The 21320-nt window shown below is 67.5% G+C and carries 22 protein-coding genes; 13 read left to right on the top strand and 9 right to left on the bottom strand.

Annotated elements, in window-relative coordinates; all coding sequences use genetic code 11:
• Nucleotides 1-174 precede the first annotated feature (174 nt).
• Nucleotides 175-1470 carry a cation:proton antiporter domain-containing protein gene (locus AC1DRO_RS17260; protein ID WP_476951776.1) on the bottom strand — a complete coding sequence of 432 codons (1296 nt, stop codon included), beginning with the start codon at nucleotides 1468-1470 and terminating at the stop codon, nucleotides 175-177.
• A gap of 156 nt (nucleotides 1471-1626) precedes the next feature.
• On the bottom strand, nucleotides 1627-2712 hold the full coding sequence (locus AC1DRO_RS17255) for a LacI family DNA-binding transcriptional regulator (protein ID WP_476951775.1): 1086 nt from the start codon (nucleotides 2710-2712) through the stop codon (nucleotides 1627-1629).
• Nucleotides 2713-2917: 205 nt separating this feature from the next.
• Between AC1DRO_RS17255 and AC1DRO_RS17250 the strand changes: the two genes are divergently transcribed.
• The 5 genes from AC1DRO_RS17250 (at nucleotide 2918) to AC1DRO_RS17230 (ending at nucleotide 7735) form a co-directional block, all read left to right on the top strand.
• Nucleotides 2918-3763, top strand: coding sequence for an ABC transporter substrate-binding protein (locus tag AC1DRO_RS17250; protein WP_476951790.1), 846 nt, complete (start codon nucleotides 2918-2920; stop codon nucleotides 3761-3763).
• Between the two features lie 144 nt (nucleotides 3764-3907).
• A complete protein-coding gene (locus AC1DRO_RS17245) occupies nucleotides 3908-4696 on the top strand; it encodes an amino acid ABC transporter permease (protein WP_476951774.1) in 789 nt (262 codons plus the stop codon).
• Nucleotides 4693-5490, top strand: a complete 798-nt coding sequence (locus AC1DRO_RS17240) for an amino acid ABC transporter ATP-binding protein (RefSeq protein WP_476951773.1) — start codon at nucleotides 4693-4695, stop codon at nucleotides 5488-5490. Before AC1DRO_RS17245 ends, AC1DRO_RS17240 begins: the two co-directional genes overlap by 4 nt.
• Nucleotides 5490-6545 (top strand): Gfo/Idh/MocA family protein, encoded by a 1056-nt coding sequence (locus AC1DRO_RS17235; RefSeq protein WP_476951772.1) that lies wholly within the window; start codon nucleotides 5490-5492, stop codon nucleotides 6543-6545. The genes AC1DRO_RS17240 and AC1DRO_RS17235 overlap by 1 nt, the downstream gene beginning before the upstream one ends.
• A 68-nt stretch (nucleotides 6546-6613) precedes the next feature.
• Entirely contained in the window at nucleotides 6614-7735 is a 1122-nt protein-coding gene (locus AC1DRO_RS17230) for an NAD(P)/FAD-dependent oxidoreductase (protein ID WP_476951771.1), read from the top strand.
• 131 nt (nucleotides 7736-7866) lie between these two features.
• On the opposite strand, the gene AC1DRO_RS17225 is transcribed toward AC1DRO_RS17230, so the two are convergent.
• Complete coding sequence (locus tag AC1DRO_RS17225) at nucleotides 7867-8457, bottom strand: hypothetical protein (protein WP_476951770.1); 591 nt, start codon at nucleotides 8455-8457, stop codon at nucleotides 7867-7869.
• 260 nt (nucleotides 8458-8717) lie between these two features.
• On the opposite strand from AC1DRO_RS17225, the gene AC1DRO_RS17220 reads away from it, so the two are divergent.
• The 5 genes from AC1DRO_RS17220 (at nucleotide 8718) to AC1DRO_RS17200 (ending at nucleotide 12348) form a co-directional block, all read left to right on the top strand.
• Nucleotides 8718-9128 carry a TOBE domain-containing protein gene (locus AC1DRO_RS17220; protein WP_476951769.1) on the top strand — a complete coding sequence of 137 codons (411 nt, stop codon included), beginning with the start codon at nucleotides 8718-8720 and terminating at the stop codon, nucleotides 9126-9128.
• Nucleotides 9125-9943 carry a molybdate ABC transporter substrate-binding protein gene (gene modA / locus AC1DRO_RS17215; protein WP_476951768.1) on the top strand — a complete coding sequence of 273 codons (819 nt, stop codon included), beginning with the start codon at nucleotides 9125-9127 and terminating at the stop codon, nucleotides 9941-9943. Before AC1DRO_RS17220 ends, modA begins: the two co-directional genes overlap by 4 nt.
• 5 nt (nucleotides 9944-9948) lie before the next feature.
• Nucleotides 9949-10770, top strand: a complete 822-nt coding sequence (locus AC1DRO_RS17210; RefSeq protein WP_028275168.1) for an ABC transporter permease — start codon at nucleotides 9949-9951, stop codon at nucleotides 10768-10770.
• Nucleotides 10767-11816, top strand: coding sequence for a sulfate/molybdate ABC transporter ATP-binding protein (locus tag AC1DRO_RS17205; protein WP_476951767.1), 1050 nt, complete (start codon nucleotides 10767-10769; stop codon nucleotides 11814-11816). The genes AC1DRO_RS17210 and AC1DRO_RS17205 overlap by 4 nt, the downstream gene beginning before the upstream one ends.
• A gap of 85 nt (nucleotides 11817-11901) precedes the next feature.
• Nucleotides 11902-12348 carry an SRPBCC domain-containing protein gene (locus AC1DRO_RS17200; RefSeq protein WP_476951766.1) on the top strand — a complete coding sequence of 149 codons (447 nt, stop codon included), beginning with the start codon at nucleotides 11902-11904 and terminating at the stop codon, nucleotides 12346-12348.
• 144 nt (nucleotides 12349-12492) lie between these two features.
• On the opposite strand, the gene AC1DRO_RS17195 is transcribed toward AC1DRO_RS17200, so the two are convergent.
• The 6 genes from AC1DRO_RS17195 to AC1DRO_RS17170 form a co-directional block, all read right to left on the bottom strand.
• Nucleotides 12493-13653: a glycerate kinase gene (locus tag AC1DRO_RS17195; RefSeq protein WP_476951765.1), complete on the bottom strand. Its 1161-nt coding sequence runs from the start codon at nucleotides 13651-13653 to the stop codon at nucleotides 12493-12495.
• 1 nt (nucleotide 13654) lies between these two features.
• Entirely contained in the window at nucleotides 13655-15130 is a 1476-nt protein-coding gene (dctA, locus tag AC1DRO_RS17190; RefSeq protein WP_476951764.1) for a C4-dicarboxylate transporter DctA, read from the bottom strand.
• A gap of 171 nt (nucleotides 15131-15301) precedes the next feature.
• Nucleotides 15302-16399 carry a tartrate dehydrogenase gene (locus AC1DRO_RS17185; RefSeq protein WP_476951763.1) on the bottom strand — a complete coding sequence of 366 codons (1098 nt, stop codon included), beginning with the start codon at nucleotides 16397-16399 and terminating at the stop codon, nucleotides 15302-15304.
• 116 nt (nucleotides 16400-16515) lie between these two features.
• Entirely contained in the window at nucleotides 16516-17448 is a 933-nt protein-coding gene (locus tag AC1DRO_RS17180) for a LysR family transcriptional regulator (RefSeq protein WP_476951762.1), read from the bottom strand.
• Nucleotides 17449-17652: 204 nt separating this feature from the next.
• Nucleotides 17653-18225 carry an MOSC domain-containing protein gene (locus AC1DRO_RS17175; RefSeq protein WP_476951761.1) on the bottom strand — a complete coding sequence of 191 codons (573 nt, stop codon included), beginning with the start codon at nucleotides 18223-18225 and terminating at the stop codon, nucleotides 17653-17655.
• Nucleotides 18226-18370: 145 nt separating this feature from the next.
• Nucleotides 18371-19384 (bottom strand): medium chain dehydrogenase/reductase family protein, encoded by a 1014-nt coding sequence (locus tag AC1DRO_RS17170; RefSeq protein WP_476951760.1) that lies wholly within the window; start codon nucleotides 19382-19384, stop codon nucleotides 18371-18373.
• A gap of 122 nt (nucleotides 19385-19506) precedes the next feature.
• Here AC1DRO_RS17170 and AC1DRO_RS17165 point away from each other — a divergent pair, with 122 nt between their 5' ends.
• The 3 genes from AC1DRO_RS17165 (at nucleotide 19507) to AC1DRO_RS17155 (ending at nucleotide 21320) form a co-directional block, all read left to right on the top strand.
• On the top strand, nucleotides 19507-19926 hold the full coding sequence (locus tag AC1DRO_RS17165) for an ArsR/SmtB family transcription factor (RefSeq protein WP_476951759.1): 420 nt from the start codon (nucleotides 19507-19509) through the stop codon (nucleotides 19924-19926).
• An 18-nt stretch (nucleotides 19927-19944) separates the two neighbouring features.
• Nucleotides 19945-20442, top strand: coding sequence for an SRPBCC family protein (locus tag AC1DRO_RS17160; RefSeq protein WP_230009669.1), 498 nt, complete (start codon nucleotides 19945-19947; stop codon nucleotides 20440-20442).
• Nucleotides 20443-20531: 89 nt separating this feature from the next.
• Nucleotides 20532-21320: an alpha/beta fold hydrolase gene (locus tag AC1DRO_RS17155; protein WP_476951758.1), complete on the top strand. Its 789-nt coding sequence runs from the start codon at nucleotides 20532-20534 to the stop codon at nucleotides 21318-21320.

The following is a 21320-nucleotide window of genomic DNA, read 5'->3' as shown; positions in this document are numbered from 1 at the left end:
GCTGCACCGGCAGGAACGTCGCAGTCCCTGCCTTGCCTTTCCATAGTGCACAGCGCCGCGCGGGAGGCTCAAGCCAGATGGCGAAATTTGCGCGTGAGACTCATCACAGCCGCTGTGGCGGAACGTGAACGGCGACGACGGCACCCGAGTCCAGCGCGGACGGTTCAGTGCGGTCTAGGGACGGGAACGCTTCGGCCGAAAATGCGGAGGGTGGATGTGCATGCGGCTCAGCCCCCGGGCGGGGGCGGGAGTGACCGGCACCGGGCCGCCGGGTTCCGGACCGGCAGCGGCAGCGGCCCGTCCGTAGCGGGCAGCCAATGGCGCGGCGCTGAAGCCGTGGGCCAGCACGCTGAGCAGCACAGTGGCGGTGATGACGGCCACGGCCTGATCGGACACTGATCCGAGGGCTTCCAGCGCCAGCAGCGCGAATACGAGGGAAGCCAGGCCGCGCGGGCCGAACCATCCCACGAACAGGACGGTTTTCCGATCGAGGCCGGCGCCAATCGAGGCCAGCGCCACCGGCAGCATCCGCACCACCGTGAGGCTGAGCACGGCGTAGGCGACGGTCAGGGGGACGGAGCTCGCCAGCATGATCGGCACGGTGATGGCTCCGAAGGCCAGCCACACGAGCAGGGACACCAGGCCGCTCATCTGCTCGACGAAGGCCAGTTCGGCCGGCGCCCGTTCCCCGGCGCAGGTGCCGAACGCCAGCCCGGCGCAAAACGCGGCAACGAAGCCGTTGCCGCCCACCGCGAGTGCGGCGCTGTAGGCGAGCAGGCTCAGGGCCAGGACGCCGATGCCGGCGAAGTCCTCGGTTGCGGTCCCGCGCCGGCGGGCCAGTTGCAGCAGCCACCCTCCCGCGGCGCCGGCCGCTGCGCCGACGCCGGCGCCGATGAGCAGCTCGACGGCCGCGCTGCCTGGGCCTTCGGCGCTCTCCAGACCTGCTGCGGCGGCCGCGCCGGCGATGGCGAGCATGACGACCGGGGTGGCGATGCCGTCGTTGAGGCCGCTTTCGACCGTGATCAGCTGGCGGATCCGCGACGGCACCGCCGGATTCGTCACCACGGGTATTCCGAGTGCGGCGTCGGTAGGGGCAAGCGCGGCGCCGACGAGGAGGGCCAGCCAGAACCCGAACTGGGGAAAGAACCAGGCGGCCAGGGCCCACCCGAACACAATCGTCAGCGGCAGGCCGACTCCCAGCAGCCGCACGTAGCGGCCCACGTCCCGGCGCAATTCCTGCAGCGGCAGGCGGGCGGCGTCGGAGAAGAGAACCCACACCAGGGTGACCTCGACAACCGGGGTGATCAGCGCGGGCGCCGAGGCGGCATTGACCAGCCCGGACCAGGCCAGGGCTGCGCCGACAGCGGTGAACACGATGGGAGCGGTCAGGTCCGCCTGCTGCAGCCGCGCCGACACCAGCGCCCACGCGAACAGGAGGGCGGTGATGAGGACAATGACCGTCAGCTCCATGACGGATCGGCGCCCGTTTCCGTGGGCACCGCGTGAGGGCGGCCCGATTCCAGCAGCCGTCTGGGTCCGCCCACAGGGATCACACTCCCTCCGCCGATTGCACTAAACGTTCCCTGCAGTTCAGTTAATCCGCCGGCCAGGGACCGCGCCAGAGAACTAAGCCCTGTCCTGCTCCTGCCCCGGCGGGGCCGCGACCGAGCCGCGGCGGATCAGTGCGGCCGTGAATGTCGGTGCGGCCGCCGGTGCCTTGCGGCCTTCGATCTGCCGGATCAGGGCTGACGCGGCCGCTACGCCCATTTCGTAGACAGGCTGGGCGATAACCGTGAGCGGGGGCGTGGTCAGGCGCGTCCAGGCGAAGTCGTCATACATGAGGAAGGAGACATCATTCGGAATGGAGAGGCCGAGCTCGTGGATCGCCTCCACCACGCTGAGGCCGATCAGGCCGTCGGAGGCGATGATCGCCGTCGCCGGGTCCGGGCGCTGCAGCAGCTCGCGGGTGATCTTCTTGATGGACTCGTCGTCGCCGGCGTTGAGGCGGATCAGATCGACGGGCAGGTCCAGCCCCGCCTCCTCGAATGCGCGTTTCATTCCGTCCCGCCGGTCCGAGATCTGGGACGAGTCCAGCTGCAAGCCGTCGTGGTACGGCCCGGCTGATTTCAGCGTGGAGACGAAGGCGATCCTCCGGTGGCCGGACTTGAGCAAATAGCTGGTGGATTCATGGGAGATGTCCTCCATGTCCACCGCCACGGTGTCGACGTCGAGCCCTGGCGCCTTGCGGTCCAAAAGGACCAGCGGACGGCCGGATTCGTGAACGCGCCGTAAATGTTGCGTTTCCACGGAGGACGCGGGTGCCACGATCAGGCCGTCAACGCGCTTGTCGAGGAGCACCCTCACGGCGTCGATTTCCGCCTCGGTATCCTCGTCCGTATTGATCAGGATGACATTGAATCCACTCCGCTTGGCGGTGTCCGTAATGCCCCGCGTGGCCAGGCCGAAATGGGGGTTTTCGATGTCGCCGACCACCACCCCGATGGTGTGCGATTTCCCGGTGTTCATGCTGCGGGCGAGCTCGTTGGGCCGGTACTCCAGTTCCTCGGCGGCAGCCAGCACCCGCTCGCGCACGTCGTCGCTCACGGCCCCGTAGTTGCCCAGGGCGCGGGCGGCCTGGGCCTTGGAAACCTGGGCTGCTTTGGCGACGTCGGCGACAGTGACATCGCGGCGCCGGGAAGCATCACTATTCATTACGGCCTTTCGTAGCGGACCCTTGACGCCTGATGTGGCTTCGATTACATTTCTAGCAATCGATGTGAGTCCGGTCTCAATCCTAGGGACTGAGACCGGACTCAGCAAGACTTCCATCGACAAAGTCCCACTCCACGGGGCCCACTGCCTGCCTGCCCCGCTGCTCACCCCCACGATTGGAAACGCTGTGAACACAGGAAACACAATGCGCCCCGGGGCGCTCATCGCCGCTGCTGTGGCCGCGGTCCTGGCACTCTCCGGCTGCGGAGGCAGCTCATCCGCCTCGTCCTCGCCGGCGGACAACCCCTACGGCCTGATTGAGGCCGGCACCATCCGTGTTGCCAGCCTGGGTGATTCGAAGCCCTATACCTTTGCCGACGCCCAGGGCAACTTCACCGGCTTCGACGTCGAGCTCTTCAAAGACGTCGCCCACCGCGCCGGAGTCGACAAGGTCGTCTTCACCGGACAGGACTTCTCCGGGCTGCTCGCCGCTGTCTCCAACGGCCAGTTCGACGCCGGCGTTGCGGCGATCGGCATCACTGACAAGCGCAAGCAAACCGTCGACTTCTCCGATGGCTACCTGGCCGGCTACCTGACCGTCATCACCACTAAGACCTCGGGCATCACCGGCGCCGACGGTCTCGCCGGAAAGCGTCTCGGCGTCGTGCAGGGAACGCTGCAGGAGGCCTATGCGGTCAAGAACTTCACTTCCGCGAGCCTGGTGCGCTTCCCGGACAACAACACCGCGATCGCCGCCGTCAACAGTGGATCCGTCGATGCACACTTCCTGGACTACGAGGCCGCCAAGGCCTATGAAACGCAGTACGGGCTGATCAGCGCCGCGGACATCCCCTCCTTTGACGCTCCCGCCGGCTTCGCCGTGGCCAAGGGCAAGAGCGCTTTCAAGGACGCTCTCAACAAGGGCCTTGCCGCAGCCATGGAGGACGGCACCTGGAAGAAGCTCTACCAGAAGTGGTTCCCGGGCTCCCCGATGCCCGAGCAGTACCTGCCGAAAGCCGAGCAGACTGCAACGCCTGCGCCGAGCAAGTAAACGGCCCAGCAAGTAAGCGGCCGGCAAGCAATAGGCCCCGAACCATCGGCACGTCCGGCACATAGCCCGGCTGCCACCTGACCGGGCGGGCCGCACTGCGCGGCCCGCCCGGGTTCCACAAGCTACCTACGTCTGAGAGCAACCATGGACTGGTTAAGCACCATCACCCGCACCTTCTTCGACTTCGGCGCAATGGCCGAGGTCCTGCCCCAGCTTCTGGGAGTCGGTCTCCTCAATACCCTCATCATCTCCGTGGCGGCGACCATCATCGGCGTTGCCCTCGGCATGGTCGTCGCCGTCATGGGGATATCTCCCTCGCGGTGGCTTCGGGTTCCGGCCCGGATCTACACGGACCTCTTCCGCGGACTCCCCGCCATCCTGACCATCCTGTTGATCGGCCAGGGCTTCGCCCGCTTCAGCCAATCGATCTTCGGCCCCTCGCCCTACCCCCTGGGGATCATCGCCCTGAGCCTGATCGCCAGCGCCTACATCGGTGAGATCTTCCGCGCCGGTATCCAGAGCGTGGACAAAGGCCAGGGTGAGGCCTGCCGCGCGCTGGGCATGAGCTACGCGAAGTCCATGGCCCTGGTGGTGGTTCCGCAAGGCGTCCGCCGGGTCCTGCCGGCGCTGGTGAACCAGTTCATCGCCATCGTCAAGGACTCCTCGCTGGTCTATTTCCTGGGCCTGCTGGTCACGGAACGCGAGCTCTTCCGCGTCGGCCAGGATGCCGCCGTGCTTTCCGGCAACCTCTCGCCCCTGGTCATGGCCGGCATCTTCTACCTGCTGATCACGGTTCCCCTGACCCATCTGGTCAATTACTTCGATAACCGCTTCCGCACCGGCCGACGCCTCCCCGGCGCACCCAGCAGCGGTCTCAAGGAAGTCAAAGAACTCGCCGCGGCTTCACCGCTGACCACCGGGAGCAACACATGAGCCTCGCCAGCAACACCGCAAGCAGCACCAGCAATGCCAAAGAATCAGTTTCGGACATCGAGACGTTCCATGGCTCCAGCCTGGAACTGAAGAACCTGACCATGGCCTACGGCGATGTCGAGGTGCTCCGCAATGTCAGCCTCAACGTCGCCCCGGGCACCACCACCTGTATCATCGGGCCCTCCGGCTCCGGCAAATCCACCCTCCTGCGCGGCGTCAACCGGCTTCACGAACCCAAGAGTGGGGACGTGCTCCTGGCCGGCGAGAGCGCCCTGCAGGTCAAACCGGACCTCCTGCGCAGCCGCATCGGCATGGTGTTCCAGCACTTCAACCTCTTCCCGGACCACACCGCCCTCGAGAACGCGGCGCTGGCCCTCTGGAGTGTCAAGGGCATGCCCAAGGCCGAAGCCAGGGAACGCGCCCGGCGCCGCCTCGCCGAGGTCGGTCTTGCCGAACGCGCCGACCACCGCCCCCGTGACCTCTCCGGCGGACAGCAGCAGCGCGTCGCGATTGCCCGGGCCCTGGCCATGGAACCGGAAGTCATGCTCTTCGACGAGGCCACCAGCGCCCTGGACCCGGAACTGGTCAAGGGCGTGCTGAACCTCATGGCAGGCCTGGGCCGCCGAGGCATGACCATGCTGGTGGTCACGCATGAGATGGGCTTTGCCCGCAAAGTCGCCGACCAGGTCGTCTTCATGGACGAAGGCGAGGTCGTCGAGTCAGGCACGCCCGCCGACCTCTTCGACAACCCGCAAAGCGAACGCCTCCAGCGATTCCTCTCGGAAGTGCTTTGATGGAGACCCTGAAGGGAAACACCGCCGCGGCACCCATCCGCGCCGCCGTCGTCGGGTTTGGCATCTCGGGCAAAGTCTTCCACGCACCGCTGATCGCGGCGGATGCCAACTACTCGCTGGACGTTATCGTCACGGCGGATCCGGACCGCGCCACGGAGGCTGCAAGGCTCTACCCGGATACCCGGATCGTCCCGACGCCGGAGGATCTGTTTGCGCTGTCCGGTGACCTCGATCTGGTGGTCCTCGGAACGCCACCGCTGACCCACTTCGACCTCGCCGCAACGGCCATCGCCCATGGCCTCCACGTGGTGGTGGATAAGCCGTTCGTCACCACATCGGACCAGGGGCAGAAGCTCATCTCCCGGGCGGCCGACGCCGGCGTGCAGCTCACGGTATTTCAGAACCGACGCTGGGACGCGGACTTCCTGACGCTGCGGAAGCTTGTCGGGGAAGGAACGCTGGGGGAGGTGCGCAGCTTCGAATCGCGCTTTGAATGGTGGCGGCCGGAGGGCTTCGGAAACTGGCGGGACACCGCCGCCGTGTCCGAGGGCGGCGGCATCCTCAACGACCTCGGTGCCCACCTGATCGACCAGGCCCTCCAGCTCTTTGGCCCGGCAACCGAAAGCTACGGCGAAACGGCGAACCACGGCCCGGATCCGGGCGGCGCCGACACCGAGGCCTTCGTGTCCCTGCTCCACGAATCCGGGGTCCGCTCACGGTTGTGGATGAACGGGATGGCGGCGCAGGTCGGCCCGCGCTTCCACGTCCTGGGCTCCCAGTCCGGCTACACGAAGTGGGGCTTGGACGGCCAGGAACCGGCCCTCGCGGCCGGAACGACACCCACGGACCCGGGCTACGGCGTCGAACCCCAAACCCATTGGGGGACCTTGGGTGTCGATGGAGACCTGCGCCCAGTCGCATCTGAACCCGGCGCCTATCCGCTGTTCTATGCACAGCTCGCGACTGCCCTTCGTGGCAAGGGCCCACTTCCGGTCGACCCGGAAGAGTCACTCGACGTCCTGAGGGTCATCGAAAATATCCGCGCCTCCGTATAGTCCGCACACCCGCTCCCAGTGCCCCTGGCGGGTACCCCAGACACCTCTACTTAAGGAAAGGCAGACCCATGTCCTCCACGCCCTCAACCAAGCGCATCGCCATCATCGGCGGCGGCATCCTCGGCGTCTCCACCGCCGTCCACCTGCTCCGCGACGGCGCCTCCGTCATCCTCCTGACCGAACACGGCCTGGCCAGCGAGGCCACCGGCCGCTCGCTCTCCTGGCTGAACTCCGCCGGAGAACGGTCCACGCCGTACCACCAGCTCCGGGTCGCCGGCGTGGACCGCTACCGCACGCTCTTCGCCGCGGACCCCGGCCGGGAATGGCTGCAGTTCGGCGGTGGCCTCATGTGGAATCCCGCCGGCCAGGAAGCCGCCACGGAAGCCCGCCACCGCTACGAGAAATCCATCGGCTATGACTCGAAGCTTCTGACGCCCGAACGAGTTTCTTCAGCCACCCCCGGCATCGATCCGGTCGAAGTTCCGGAGAACGCCATCTTCAATCCCGGTGAGGGCTGGGTCAGCCTGCCCGATCTGGTGGACTTCCTGATGGAGGAGTTCCACGCCTTGGGCGGTGAACTCGTCCTCAACGCCGGCAAGGTGTCCGTGACGGTCGAAGGCGGCCGGGCCACCGGCGTCGAGACGGCCGCAGGCGAAACCTACGAGGCAGACGCTGTTCTCGTGGCGTGCGGTGCCGCAACTCCCGCCGTCGTCGCGCCCCTCGGCGTCGAGATCCCCAACGGATCCCCGGTCTCCATGCTGGTGCTGACCAAACCCCTAGAGCACGAGCTGAAGGCCGTGCTGAACACCCCCAGGGCCGCCGTCCGGCCCAACCCCGGAAACACCCTTGCCCTGGACCACGACTGGTATGAAGGGCACATCACCGAACACGCCGACGGCTCCTTCAGCATCCCCGATGACGTGGTCCAGGAACTCGCCGATGAAGCATCCAAGCTCATCGCCGACAACCCCGACCTCAAACCGGCCTCCTGGAAGATCGGCTACAAGCCCATCCCGGGCGACGGCGAACCGGTCCTCGGTGAACTCGGCCAGGTGCCCGGCTGCTTCGTGGCCTTCACACACTCGGGGGCCACGCTCGGCCTCATCGCAGGAGAACTTCTCGCGGGCGAGATCATGACCGGCACGAAGCACCCGATGCTGGCCACCTTCCGGCCGGGACGCTTCTCCTAGCCAGAGCCAGAGGCCGCCAGGCAGGCAGGTCGGCGTTCACCGGCCCTGCCTGCCTAAGCCCCGTCCTGCTCCTGCGCCGCCGGCGTTGCCCCTGGGGCCAGATCCATTGTTGGCTGGCGCTTGGGACCGGGCTAGGGACTGGGGGAGGGGCTGGAGGTGGGGGACCCGGTCCCGGATGGGGCGGTGGTGTTCCCGGTTTGCGTGGGTGATGGGGTGCCGGAGGCAGTCCCGGATCCGGGCGTCGCGGGCATGTACGACTGGTATTCGGGGAGCGTGGAGTCGAGGACCGGAAGCTGCAGCTCGGCCGACTTACCTGTGGAGTCCTCGCTCACCCGGACCGTGACCAGGGACCCGGGGGATCCCGTGGTGGGGTCCAGCATCATGGCCGGAGGTTGGGCCAAAGACGTTTCGCCGTTAGCCTTGACCGGAATCGATACCGTCGATCCGGAAGCGCCGGAGATGGTGACAACCGCGTCCTTGGCGGACGTGTTGAATACGGTGCCCATAATCCGTCCCGGCTGGTCCGCTCCGTGGGAGAGGATGAGCATGTCCGCCAGCTTCATTGGACCGATCACTGTGTTGATCCCGTTGGTCGCCGGCGTGATCTTCGTGGTTTCCGCGGGGTTGTCGGAGGAGCAGCCGGTTCCGGTCAACAGCAGCACCCCCAGCGTGAGGGCGGCGATCGCAGATCTGAATCCTGCCAGCAGGGTGGTGGGTGCCACGGCCGGCTCCTCTCGGCAGAAGCTGTCCGGTCACCTCCGATTATCGTCCCGGGCGGCGGGAAAATCGACCCGCCGTCGCTCCTGGTGGCCACCCAGCGGGCGGCGCCCGACGACGGCGCCACCGGCCGGCCCGAAATGCGGCTTGAGTTCGAGGATCGGGGGGCGGACCCGGCTGCGCCTCGGATGACCCCAAACGAGGATTCCTACTGATTTGCGGATAGGAATGCCCATAATTGCCGCAAATAGGTGATTATGGAGTCATGCCGAAATTCCGCATCTCCGAAGCAGCACGGTTTCTCGGGGTCAGTGACGACACCGTCCGGCGCTGGACCGAGAATGGGGTCCTGACCCCGGTCAAGGATGACTCCGGCCGGCTGGCCGTGGACGGCCTCGAGCTTGCCCACCTGGCCCGCGACCAGGCACAGCTTCCCGATGACCCCACCAAGGTGGGCCGCTCCGCCCGCAACCGGTTCGTCGGCCTGGTCACGGGCATCACCGCTGACAAAGTCATGGCACAGGTTGAGCTGCAGTGCGGGCCCTTCCGCGTCGTGTCCCTGATGAGCAGCGAAGCGGTCCGGGAACTGGGCCTGGAGCTTGGCTCCGTGGCGACCGCCGTGGTCAAAGCCACCACCGTCATCATCGAAACGCCCCACGGAAAGAGCATCATATGAGGACTGCCCGCAAGCGCGTCACCGCACTGCTGGCGGCCGGCGCCCTGGCCGCGGGCCTGGCCGGCTGTGCCGCCGGCACGCCCGGGGCAGCCGGAACCGGCTCCAACTCCAGCGCCGGGGCCAGTGAGACCCCCACGCTGTCCGGAGCGATCACCGTTTACGCCGCGGCCTCGCTGAAATCGACCTTCACCAAGCTGGCCAGCGACTTCGAGGCCAAGAGCCCCGGCACCAAAATCACTTTGAACTTTGCCGGCTCCTCGGACCTGGTCACGCAGATCACCCAGGGCGCCCCGGCCGACGTGTTTGCCTCCGCCGACACCAAGAACATGACCAAGCTGAACGATGCGGAACTGATCGACGGCGCCCCGGCCAACTTCGCCACGAACGTCCTGGAGATCGCGGTTCCGCCGTCCAACCCGGCATCGATCAGCTCCTTCGCCGACCTCGCCAGACCGGGCGTGAAGGTGGTGGTCTGCGCACCGCAGGTTCCCTGCGGCGCCGCGGCCGAGACTGTCGAAAAAGCCACCGGCACCACCCTGGCGCCGGTCAGCGAGGAATCGTCCGTCACGGATGTCCTGGGCAAGGTCACCTCGGGTGAGGCCGACGCCGGGCTGGTCTATGTCACGGACGTCAGGAACGCCGGAGATAAGGTCGAAGGCATCCCCTTCGCCGAGTCGGACCAGGCTGTAAACACCTACCCGATCGCCACGGTCGGCACGAGCAAGAACAAGGAGCTCGCCGCTGCCTTCATCGCCGCGGTCACCGGCAGCGCGGGCAAGACGGTCCTGAGCGACGCCGGATTCGGCACCCCGTAAACGGCATGCACAGGCGCAGCGGCACCGGGTACACAGGCATCCCGGCATGGATTTACGCCATCGCGGCAGCAGGGGCACTCTTCGTCCTGCTTCCGCTGGTGGCAATGGTCGCCAGGGTCAACTGGTCCGAGTTCATCCCGCTGATCACTTCCGAATCCTCACTCACCGCGCTCGGCCTGAGCCTGCGAACCTCCGCGGCGAGCACCGCCTCCTGCATCGTCCTCGGCGTGCCGCTCGCACTCATCCTGGCGCGGAGCCCGTTCCCGGGCCAGCGCCTGCTCCGGGCCTTCGTCCTGCTGCCGCTGGTCCTGCCTCCCGTGGTGGGAGGCATCGCCCTGCTCTACACCTTCGGCCGCCAGGGACTCCTGGGCAAAAGCCTGGAACTGGCCGGAATCCAGATCGCCTTCTCCACCACCGCCGTCGTCCTCGCCCAGACGTACGTTGCCCTGCCGTTCCTGGTGGTCAGCCTCGAAGGCGCCCTGCGCACCGCCGGCAACAAGTACGAGGCGGTCGCCGCGACCCTCGGCGCGCGCCCGGGCACGGTGCTGCGCCGGGTGACCATCCCGCTGGTGCTCCCCGGCCTGGCCTCCGGCGCCGTTCTGTCCTTCGCCCGCAGCCTGGGCGAATTCGGTGCCACCCTGACCTTCGCCGGCAGCCTGCAGGGCGTCACCCGCACCCTGCCGCTGGAGATCTATCTGCAACGCGAAACCGACGCCGACGCCGCCGTCGCGCTCTCCCTCCTGCTGGTCGCCGTGGCGGTGGCCGTCGTCGGGCTCTCCTACCGGCGCCCTCGCCTTGGCGTTGCACCGGAAGGAGCACTCCGGTGACCTTTCAGCTGGACGCAACCCTTGCCGCACGGAGTTTCGAGGTCTCCCTCAGCCTCGGACCGGCCGAGACAATCGCCATCCTCGGGCCCAACGGGGCCGGTAAATCGACGCTCCTCTCGATCATCTCCGGCCTGCTGCGCCCCGATGCCGGCAAGGCGACGATCGGCGAAAAAGTCCTGTTCGACCTGAGCGCGGACACCAACATCTGGCGCGCCCCGCACACCCGGGGCACGGCGCTGCTGGCCCAGGAAGCCCTCCTGTTTCCGCACCTCAGTGCACTGGACAACGTCGCGTTCGGGCCACGCAGCGCCGGCGCCTCCAGCGCAGCGGCCCGCGAAACGGCAATGCACTGGCTCAGCGAGGTCGACGCCGACTCCCTCGCCTCGCGGCGCCCCGGACAGATCTCCGGCGGACAGGCCCAGCGGGTGGCCGTGGCCCGCGCCCTCGCCGCCGACCCCGACCTGCTGCTCCTCGACGAGCCCATGGCCGCGCTCGACATCCATGCCGCCCCGCTGCTCCGCCGGCTCCTCAAGCGCGTCCTCGCCGGCCGCCGGGCGATCATCATCACCCACGACATCCTCGACGCCCTCATGCTGGCCGACCGGGTGATCGTCCTCGAGGGCGGCCGGATCACCGAACAGGGCCCCACCCGCGAAGTCCTGGAAAAACCCCGCAGCCGGTTCGCCGCCGGGCTGGCCGGGCTGAACCTTGTGGCCGGCACCGTCAGCAACGCCGGGGTGACCACGGCCCAGGGCATGGTCGTCGCGGGCCACCAGGACGAGTCCGTCGAGCCCGGGCAGGACGGAGTAGCGGTCTTTCCGCCCTCGGCGGTATCGGTGTTCCTCACCGAAGAGCACGGCAGCCCGCGAAACTCATTCCAAGTGATCATCACGGACCTGGAGCCCCACGGCGATCAGATCCGTGTCCGTGCCGGTCGACTCTCCGCCGACATCACCCCGGCCGCGTCAGCCGACCTCGGCCTCGTCCCCGGAATGAGCGTCTACTTCGTCATCAAGGCCGCCGCCATCGCGATCTACCCGGCCTAGGGAGCTTCCGCACGTTCCGCCCGGCGGAGTAGTCTCGGTGCCGGGCGCTGCCGGCGCCGAGCGACTCCGCGAGGAAAGGAAGGCTATGCCTGGAATGTATGTGGCGACCTCGACCATCACCATCGAGGCGCCCGCGAGCCGCGTATGGTCCGTCATCACCGATCCCGATGCAGCCAAGGAGTTCATGTTCGGTACCGAACTCGTGACCGACTGGACGGTAGGCGGACCCATCCTGTGGCGGGGCACCTGGGACGGCAAGGAGTACGAGGACAGGGGCAGCATCCTCGAGTTTGAACCCGGACGGCGGCTTGTTGTCACGCACTTCAGCCCGTTGAGCGGCCAGCCGGATGCGCCGGAGAACTACCACACGCTCACCTGGACGCTCGAGGACCAGGCCGGTGCCACGCAACTGACGCTCGCCCAGGACAACAACGCCAGTGCCGAGGACGCCGACCACTCCAAGGGCATGTGGGACAGCCTGGTGAAGAGCGTGAAGGGAATCGCGGAGCGGGAAGAGCCAGGGAGCGATTAGGCAGAAGGCCGCAGGGCCAGGTTGCGCTACTGCTGACAGCGGGCCGCCAGTGGGCGGACAACAAGCGGATCAAAGGGAAGGCAACAGGAACGCCCGCCGGGTTTCCCCCCCCGGCGGGCGTTCCCCTCGTCGGCGGAAGGGCGCCTACAGCAGGCTTGCCGCGATGTCCTTCCCGATCCTCTGCAGCAGGGCGGCCGAAAGTCCGGGATCTTTGGAGGAGTCCTGGTCGGTGTACTCGGCCAGGGTGTAGACCCGGGTGAGCGCCAGTTCGGACCATCTTTCCCGGGGGAGGAGGGAACGGCCGGCCACCGCGATGATCGGGCGGGTTCCGGACCTCCGGGCGACGGCGGCCGGAAGTTTGCCGGCGAGGGTCTGGTCGTCGATGCTGCCCTCGCCGGTGATGACGACATCGCAGCTGTCCCTGCGGTTGTTGAAATCGAGCAGGTCCAGGAAATAGTCGGCGCCGGAGACCTGCCTGGCACCCAGCAGCAGGCAGGCGAAGCCGATCCCGCCGGCGCTTCCGGCGCCCTCACGCTGCGCCAGTGCCTCGGCGTCCTCAAACCCGGCGTCCGTCAACGCGGCGACGAGGTGCGCCAGCCCGTGCTCGAGTGCCGCAATGTCCTGCGGTCCGGCGCCCTTTTGGGGTCCGAAGACCGCCGGCGCGCCGTCGGGTCCGAGCAGGGGATTGTGGACGTCGCTGGCGACCACGAGTTCCGTGCCGTCCAGTTCGGGGAACCTGGTCCGGCGGATGGTGTGGATCTGCGCCAGGGACTTTCCGCTGCCGTGGAGCTGCCGGCCGCGGGCGTCGTGGAAGCCGTAGCCCAGGGCGGTGAGCATTCCCATGCCGCCGTCGGTGCTGGCACTTCCGCCCAGCGCCAGGACGATCCTGGCCGGGTTGAGATTGAGGGCGAACAGGACCGCTTCACCAAAGCCCCGGCTGGAGGCCGCCAAGGGTTCCAGCTGGCCCGCCGGCAGGAGCGCCAGGCCACAGGTGTTGGCGACCTCGACGACGGCGGTGGTGCCGTCGAACGCGATGCCGGCCGGGATGGGCTGGCCGGTGGGCCCGGTGACAGTGTGGCGGTGCCGGGTGAAGCCCGCGGCGACGGCGGCGTCCACACTGCCGTCCCCGCCGTCGGCCAGCGGAAGCAGCTCGCAGTGGACCGCTCCGGCCCGGCCGGTGGAGCCGGCTCCGGCGCGGAGCCCTGCGGCCAGGGCATCGGCCACCTCGCCGGCCGTGAGGCTGCCTTTGAACTTGTCCGGTGCGATGAGGGTCCGCACGGTTTTCGGGGCGGTGGTGTTGGACATGTCAGATGGTTTCCGAGTAGGCGGGGCGGCGGTTGTCCTCGCCCGTCGAATCGGCGTCGGCGGGTTCTGTGCGCTGCGGGTTGTTGTCCGGGTGCGTGTGGTGGCCGTATTCGATCAGGTCATCGTCGATGTCGCCGTAGCCGTCCGGGAGGATCGGATCCTCGCTGGGCAGGGGCTCAACAGTTTCGCCGTTGAAGACGCGGCGGACGCGGTCCGCGTCCAGCGTGTGGTCCCACCAGGCGATGAACAAGGTGGCGACGGCGTTGCCGGTGAAGTTCACCAGGGCCCGGCACTCGGACATGAACTTGTCGATGCCGAAGATGAGCATGATGCCCGCGGCAGGGATGGTGCCGAGCGTGGCCAGGGTGGCGGTCAGGGCGATGAAGCCGCCGCCGGCGACGCCTGCCGCGCCCTTGGAGGTGAGCAGCATGACCGCGATGAGGCCCAGTTGCTGGCCGATGGTCAGGTTCGTGTTGGTTGCCTGGGCGATGTAGACGGCGGCCAGCGAAAGGTAGATGGCGGCGCCGTCGAGGTTGAAGCTGTAGCCCGTGGGGACCACGAGCCCGACCGTTTCCTTCTTCACACCGGCGTGCTCGAGCTTGCGCATCAGGCCCGGGAGGGCCGGTTCGGCAGTGGAGGTGCCCAGAATGAGCAGGTACTCCTCTTTGAGGTGGCGGATCATCTTGAAGATGTTCAGCTTCAGGAAGGCCATGACGGACCCGAGGACCACGACGACGAAGAGGATCGAGGTGGCGTAGAAGAGGGCGATCAGCCCGCCCATGCTGGAGAGGGAGGAGACGCCGTACTTGCCGACGGCGAACGCCATCGCGCCGAAAGCGCCCAGCGGGGCGGCCTTCATGATGAAGCCCAGGATTTTGAACATGACCCCGGTGAGGCGCTGGACACCGTCCAGGACGGGCGCTCCGACCTTGCCCATGGCGTTCAGCGCGACGCCGAAGATCACGGCGATGAAGATGATCTGGAGGATGTCGCCTTCCACGAAGGGTGCGACGACGCTGGTGGGGATGACGTGGGTCAGGAATTGCCACCATTCCTGGTGGGCGCCGGCGTCGATGAGTTTGGCCGCGGAATCCGTCGTCTTGATCGCGCTGGCGTCTGCGTTGACACCGTCGCCGAGGCGGAAGATGTTGATGGCGACCAGGCCAAAGAGCAGGGCAAAGATCGTGCCGATCTGGAAATACGTCAGGGCCTTCAGCCCGGTCATGCCGACCTTCTTCAGATCCGCGACGCTGGCGATGCCGCCGACGATGGTCAGGAACACGATCGGGCCGATCAGCATTCTCATGGCGTTGACGAAGGTGGTGCCGATCGGTTCCATGGCAATGCCCGCGGCCGGGGCCAGCCAGCCCACCAGAATGCCGAGGACGATGCCGGTCAATACCCAGAAGTACAGCTGCCTGTACCAGCGTTTCTTGGGGGCCGGGATGTCCGTGCCCGCGGTGGTGATGTGTCCCATGATTCCTACCTCATTGTGGAATGTCTCTGGAGATGCTTTAAGTGTGGGGGTTTGCACGGGGCGGGAGCCAGTTGGGCGCAGCCGCCCCGTGCGGTGTGTAGCGTTCGACGGCGGCCGCGCGGCCGGCGTCGTCCGTTTCAGTGCCGTTGTCCGTATTAGTGCGCCGCAGGGCTAGACGGCCGCCAGGGTGCGGGCCAGGGCCTCGATGATGGCGGCGGTGACGTCCGCGGTGGTGGCGTCGCCGCCGACGTCGCGGGTCAGGTGGCCGGCGCCGGTTGCCTCTTCGATGGCGGCCTCGACGCGGCGGGCTTCCTCGTGCAGGCCGAAGTGGTCCAGCATCAGAGCTGCGCTGGCGATCGCGCCGATCGGGTTGCTGATGCCCTTGCCCGCGATGTCCGGGGCCGAGCCGTGCACCGGTTCGAACATGGACGGGAAGCGGCGCTCCGGGTTCAGGTTTGCGCTGGCCGCCAGGCCGAGGCTGCCGGCCAGGGCTGAGCCGAGGTCGGAGAGGATGTCAGCGTTCAGGTTGGAGGCGACGACGACGGAGAGGTCTTCCGGGTGCAGGATGAACTTGGCGCTCATCGCGTCGACCAGGACGCTCTCGGTGGCGACATCGGGGTAGTCCAGGGCAACACGCTGGAAGGTTTCGTCCCAGAGGACCATGCCGTACTGCTGGGCGTTGGACTTGGTGACGGAGGAGACCTTCTTCACCGTGCGGGTCCGGGCGAGATCGAACGCAAAGCGCATGATGCGCTCGCAGCCCTTCTCGGTGAACAGCGCGGTCTGCAAGGCGACCTCGTTGCCCGGGCCGCGGCCGCTGAGGTTGCGCCCGCCGAGGCCGGCGTACTCGCCTTCGCTGTTTTCGCGGACCACAATCCAGTCGAGTTCGGTGGTGTCGGCCTTGCGCAGCGGGGACTGGACGCCCGGGAGGAACTTCACCGGACGGATGTTGGCCCACTGGTCAAAGTTCTGCGTGATATTCAGGCGCAGGCCCCAGAGGCTGATGTGGTCCGGGACGTTTTCCCAGCCGACAGCGCCGAAGTAGATGGCGTCGAAGTCCTTGAGGGTGTCCAATCCGTCGGGGTCCATCATCTGGCCGGTCTTGGCGTAGTACTCGCAGCCCCATGGGAACTCGGTCCATTCGAAGGCGAACTTGCCGCCGGAATTCTGCGCCAGGGCGTCCAGGACCCGGCGTCCGGCGGAGACGACCTCTATGCCGACCCCGTCGGCGGGGATTGAAGCGATGCTGAATGTCTGGGTGGCGCTCATGTGCCTACCTCCTCGTTGAGTGTGTTAGCAGCGTCACACTGCCTTCCTCTTCAAGTAGACGGGCCGGCACCACATGCCGTCCAAGACCAAGATCCGATCCGCTAGATAGGTTCAGCCTATTGATGATGCGCCGGGGGAGGCGTGTCTGTCCGTCCTTGCGGAGGCGGGGCCGCGTGCAGCCGTGCCACCGCCAGGAAGGACCGGGCTGCGGGGGTCAGGTCGTCCCTCCGGCTGAGAACGGCAACATCCAGGTAGGACACGGGTTCGATCAGCAGCGTCCGCAGCCCCGATTTGTGGGCCAGGGGCGCCCATGACGACGGCATCACGGCGTGGCCGACCCCGGCCAGGACCAAGGGCAGGATCGAGGTCCGGTGGGCGACCTCGACGACGATTTCGGCGTCGATTCCCCGCGCCAGGGCATCGTCCACAAGCCAGCGCATCAGCGAACCGCGCTGGCTCGCGACCAGGCGGTGGCCGGCCAGCTCCTCGCGTTGGATCGTTGTTGCGGCGCCAAACGTATCGGACTGGGGATTGACGAGAAGGATCAGCGGCTGGCGATCGAGCTCCAGCACCTCAACGCCGGGAACCTTGATGGGCGTGGGGGAGCCTGCCAGCCCGATCTCCGTGCTGCCGCTTCGGACAGACTCGATGACGTCCTCCGGGGTGAAGGCGGCGCTGACATTGAGCCTGACCAAGGGATGCGCCCGGGTGAAGGCGGCGATCATCGAGGACAGGGGCTCGATCCCGGGGGAGGGCATCGTGACGATGTCCAGCCGTCCGCTGCGCAGCCCGCGCACCGACTGCACCGCGGACTGCGCCGCATCGAGGTTGCGCATCACCAGCCGGGCCGGCCCGATCAGCTCCTTGCCCGCCTCGGTGAGCACCGCCCGCCGCCCGATCCGGTGGAAGAGCGGCACGCCCAGCTCCTTCTCGAGGGCGGCGATGGTCTGCGAGAGCGATGGCTGGGCGATGAGCAGGTGCTCCGCGGCACGGCTGAACCCGTCGTGGTCAACAACAGCCAGAAAATACTTCAGCTTTCGGGTGTCCACCCTGGCTCCTTCACCGGTTTTTGCACTTGACGGTTGCCGTGCGGCCGCCTGATCGATGAGTCCGAGCCTATTTCCTGCGGACGATTCGGATGCGCATTTGTTCCACATCCGCGGCAAAGAGCATGATCGCCGCTCGCCGGATCACGCAACGCCCGCCGTCGTCCGCGCCGCTCGTGTCTCCGCGCCTCCCGCGTCTCCGCCGCGCTACGGCAGCCGGGAGGGGCGCAGCAGCGTGGGGACGCCGGCCTGCCCGGGGTCGAGCGGGAGGGGGCTGACCAGCACGGCCGGGCCGCGGCTCAGGAGGCCGGTCGAAAGCGGCTGGCTTCGCACGCCTCCCCGGCCGCGCATGGCGGCGTGCGCGCCGGGTGCAAGCATCCGGTCCATCCACGCGCAGGGGTGTGCTGGCGGTCCGGCCCGGAGCCGGACCATGTTGCCCTTCGATTCGAGCGCGAACTCTTCGCCGAGCAGGGGAGCGAGGTGGGCGCCCCGGAGGACCACATTGCGTCGGGTCAGGAGCGGGTCAAAGGGGCAGGCTGCCAGCTCCTCGGCCATCGCCTCGAGGGCCTCGATCGAGAGGAGGGTGACGGCGGCGTCCATGTGCGCGGCCTTGCCGAAGAACCGGTCGCCGATGATGCCCTTGCCGGCCACCAGTTCCACGTGGTCCGCATCCGCCGTGGGGACCTGCGCCGCACCATCGCGGGCGCGGCCGAAGTAGGCGTGCGCCGGCGAGACAAGGAGGTGCACAATCTCGACGTCGTACCTGTAGCTTGCCGTCATGCCCTAAAACTATCCTCCCTCGTGGCGCACCCGCGCGAAATCGCCGGAGGCGTGCGAGGTCGCCGGAACCTTGCGGCGACCTCGTAGGCTTCCCGCGAACCCGGCGGGGCATTACGCGTAGTGCGGCGGCGGCGACCATGCCGGATCAGGGTACGAGCACGATCTTCCCTTTCGCCGCGGTGCTCCCCAGCAGCTCATGGGCGCGACGAACGTCCGAAAGCGGCAGGCGCTCGGCCACCACCGGGTGAATCTCGCCGCGGCGAAGCAACTCGAGCAGTGCGAAGAAGTCTGCCCTGAACCAGTCCTGGTGGTGGATGCGCAGCTTCTGGATCCGGTAGGACAGCACCTTTCGGCGGGGTGACAGCCAGCCCCAGAGGGCGACGCTCCCCGTTGCCGCGTACCAGGCGATCACGCCCGGCCAGTTCTTGCGGCCCTGCGCGATGGTGGCGTAGCGGCCAAACACAACGAGCCGGCCGCCGGGCCGCAGCGCCCGGAAGGAGCGCAGAGACAACGGCCCACCGATCCCGTCGAGGGCAATGTCTACGCCGTCGCCGGTGAGCCCGCGCACTCGGGTCAGGAAATCCTCGTTCTGATAGTCGATCGCCACCGCGCCCAGCCGCTCCACTGCGGCGCGGTCCCGGCCGGCGGCGGTCCCGTAGAGGCGGAGGCGGGCCAGTGCTCCGAGCTCGAGGATGGCGGCGCCCACCCTGCCTGCCGCGCCGTGAACCAGGACGCTCTCCCCGGGCTTCGCCTGGGCCGTCCGGTGCAGCAGCTGGTAGGCGGTCATGTAGGGGAAGACGAGGCTCACGACCTCGGCCGGATCGAGGGCCTCAGGCACATCCACCGCGTATGCCTCCGGCACACAGACGCGCTCGGCGTTGGCGCCCCACACCGTCAGCGCGCCGATGCGATCCCCGACCCGCACCCGCGAGCAACCGGGCCCGAGCTCATCAACGATGCCGACGAGCTCGTAGCCGGGCGTGAACGGCGGCTTCGGTCCGCCGAGGTAGGTGCCGGCGCGCAGCTGGGCATCGGTGAAGGACACCCCCGAAGCCAGGACCCTGACGCGGACTTCGCCCGGACCGGGCCGTGGATCGTCGACCTCCACCACCTGCAGGACTTCGGGGCCGCCGAAGCGGTCGATCACCACACGCTTCATGGGCTCACTCTACGCTCGGCACACGCTCCGCACACCGGCCCCTTGCCGCCCAGCGCCGGGGCCGCCCGGGTCGTTTCCCGACCCATTGACACCCCCGAGCGGTCGGACTATCCTACAACCAAATGGTTGTAGATCAGCTCCGAACCCAGCTCAACGACGACGAACTCGACCGCCTTTTCCAGGCGTTCGCCGACGCGACCCGCAGGGACATCGTGCGCCGGGTGACAGTGGGCCAGTACTCGGTCTCCGGGCTCGCTGCCCTCTACGCCATGAGTTTTGCGGCCGTCCAGAAGCATGTGGCGGTGCTGGAACGCGCTTCCCTTGTCTCGAAGGAGAAGCGGGGAAGGGAGCAGATCGTGCGGGCCAACCATGACGGCCTGCAGCGGGCCCGCCGCCTGCTGGACGACTACGAGGTCATTTGGCGCCAGCGCGCCGACCGGATTGCGGACCTGCTTGCCGAATCGGCCGCCCCGGAACCTGGCGAGACACAGGCAGGCGCCAGATCAACCAAGAAATCGCAAGGCCAAGCTGAAGGAAACTGAAGGATAGGAGAGTTCGTCATGACGGTTGTCAGTTCAGTCAAGAATCTTGAGGCGCTGAGCCTCACCGTGGTCGCCGAGTTCGATGCCGGAGTTGGGCGCGTCTGGCAAATCTGGGAAGACCCGCGCCAGCTCGAGCGCTGGTGGGGGCCGCCCACGTGGCCGGCCACCTTCGAGAAGCATGAGTTCGTCCCGGGCGGCGAGGCCAGCTACTACATGACGGGACCAGAGGGGGAGAAGGCCCGCGGCTGGTGGCGGTTCGTGACCATCAACGCCCCGCACCGGCTGGAGTTCGATGATGGCTTCGCGGACGACAACGGCGACCCCGTGGCCGACATGGGCACGATCCACGGAGTTGTGACGCTGGAGCCAATCGGCGACCGCACCCGAATGACCATCCTGTCCACGTTCGAGGCGGAGGAGCAGATGGAGAAGATCGTCGCCATGGGCATGGAAGAAGGCATGAGGGAGGCGCTGGGCCAGGTCGACGCGATCATCGCCGAGTCCGTCAACGCCTGACCTGCAACGCAACACGACGACGGCGGGAATCTCCCGCCGTCGTCCGCAAGGCCCTGTTCAGCCCGGTATTAGCGGCGGTAACATGCCGTGTGACATTCACCCACGGTTACGCGGCGAACGGCGACCTCCGCATGTACTACGAGGTCCATGGTCACCCGCGGGCCGGCGAGCCCCCGCTGTTGCTGATTCCCGGCGGAGGCTCGAGCATCGAGACCAACTTCGCCGGCCTCATCCCCGCGCTGCTGGCCGAGAGCCTGCAGGTGATCGCCGTCGAAGAGGAAGGCCACGGCCGGACCGCGGCTACCGCCCGGCCGCTCACCGCCGAAGGATCGGCAGAGGACATCAAGGCCGTGCTCGATGAGCTCAACGTGGACTCCGTGGATGTGCTCGGGTTCAGCGCCGGGGGCCACACCGCGCTCGCGCTGGCCATAAGGCATCCGTCCATGGTGCGGTGCCTGATTGCCGCCTCCACCTTCGCCAGCCGCGACGCTGTGGGCGATGAATTCTGGGAGGGGATGGAAAAGGCAACCCTCGATGACATGCCGGAGGTGTACCAGGACGCGGACCGCCGGCTGAACCCGGAGCCCGGACACCTCGAGCGGATGTTCGAACTGGACCGCCAGCGGATCCTGAGCTTCCCCGGCTGGCCGGACGAGGACCTGCGCCGCATCACGGCCCGCACCCTGGTGCTGAGCGCCGACCGCGACGTCGTCAGCGCTGACCATGCCGTGCGGATGTCACGGGTCATTCCCGGGGCGCGCCTGATGATCGTGCCGGGTAGCCACGGCGATTATTTGGGCGAGCTGGCCGCGAGCGGGGGTGACCTGCGGGCCATGCGGACCACTCTTCCGTACCTGCTGCGGTTCTTGGAGGAGTAG

Source organism: Arthrobacter sp. P4_F11 (assembly GCF_056401395.1).
This window is presented reverse-complemented; position numbering and strand designations above follow the sequence as displayed.

What these genes read in the sequence shown, in the direction of transcription:
- AC1DRO_RS17235 (WP_476951772.1), top strand. Translation starts at nt 5,490, where the DNA reads ATGGAGACCCTGAAGGGAAACACCGCCGCGGCACCCATCCGCGCCGCC.
- AC1DRO_RS17245 (WP_476951774.1), top strand. Translation starts at nt 3,908, where the DNA reads ATGGACTGGTTAAGCACCATCACCCGCACCTTCTTCGACTTCGGCGCA.
- AC1DRO_RS17210 (WP_028275168.1), top strand. Translation starts at nt 9,949, where the DNA reads ATGCACAGGCGCAGCGGCACCGGGTACACAGGCATCCCGGCATGGATT.
- AC1DRO_RS17175 (WP_476951761.1), bottom strand. Translation starts at nt 18,225, where the DNA reads ATGACGGCAAGCTACAGGTACGACGTCGAGATTGTGCACCTCCTTGTC.
- AC1DRO_RS17165 (WP_476951759.1), top strand. Translation starts at nt 19,507, where the DNA reads ATGGTTGTAGATCAGCTCCGAACCCAGCTCAACGACGACGAACTCGAC.
- AC1DRO_RS17250 (WP_476951790.1), top strand. Translation starts at nt 2,918, where the DNA reads ATGCGCCCCGGGGCGCTCATCGCCGCTGCTGTGGCCGCGGTCCTGGCA.
- AC1DRO_RS17230 (WP_476951771.1), top strand. Translation starts at nt 6,614, where the DNA reads ATGTCCTCCACGCCCTCAACCAAGCGCATCGCCATCATCGGCGGCGGC.
- AC1DRO_RS17195 (WP_476951765.1), bottom strand. Translation starts at nt 13,653, where the DNA reads ATGTCCAACACCACCGCCCCGAAAACCGTGCGGACCCTCATCGCACCG.
- AC1DRO_RS17160 (WP_230009669.1), top strand. Translation starts at nt 19,945, where the DNA reads ATGACGGTTGTCAGTTCAGTCAAGAATCTTGAGGCGCTGAGCCTCACC.
- AC1DRO_RS17260 (WP_476951776.1), bottom strand. Translation starts at nt 1,470, where the DNA reads ATGGAGCTGACGGTCATTGTCCTCATCACCGCCCTCCTGTTCGCGTGG.
- AC1DRO_RS17220 (WP_476951769.1), top strand. Translation starts at nt 8,718, where the DNA reads ATGCCGAAATTCCGCATCTCCGAAGCAGCACGGTTTCTCGGGGTCAGT.
- AC1DRO_RS17170 (WP_476951760.1), bottom strand. Translation starts at nt 19,384, where the DNA reads ATGAAGCGTGTGGTGATCGACCGCTTCGGCGGCCCCGAAGTCCTGCAG.
- modA (WP_476951768.1), top strand. Translation starts at nt 9,125, where the DNA reads ATGAGGACTGCCCGCAAGCGCGTCACCGCACTGCTGGCGGCCGGCGCC.
- AC1DRO_RS17200 (WP_476951766.1), top strand. Translation starts at nt 11,902, where the DNA reads ATGCCTGGAATGTATGTGGCGACCTCGACCATCACCATCGAGGCGCCC.
- AC1DRO_RS17240 (WP_476951773.1), top strand. Translation starts at nt 4,693, where the DNA reads ATGAGCCTCGCCAGCAACACCGCAAGCAGCACCAGCAATGCCAAAGAA.
- AC1DRO_RS17185 (WP_476951763.1), bottom strand. Translation starts at nt 16,399, where the DNA reads ATGAGCGCCACCCAGACATTCAGCATCGCTTCAATCCCCGCCGACGGG.
- AC1DRO_RS17255 (WP_476951775.1), bottom strand. Translation starts at nt 2,712, where the DNA reads ATGAATAGTGATGCTTCCCGGCGCCGCGATGTCACTGTCGCCGACGTC.
- dctA (WP_476951764.1), bottom strand. Translation starts at nt 15,130, where the DNA reads ATGGGACACATCACCACCGCGGGCACGGACATCCCGGCCCCCAAGAAA.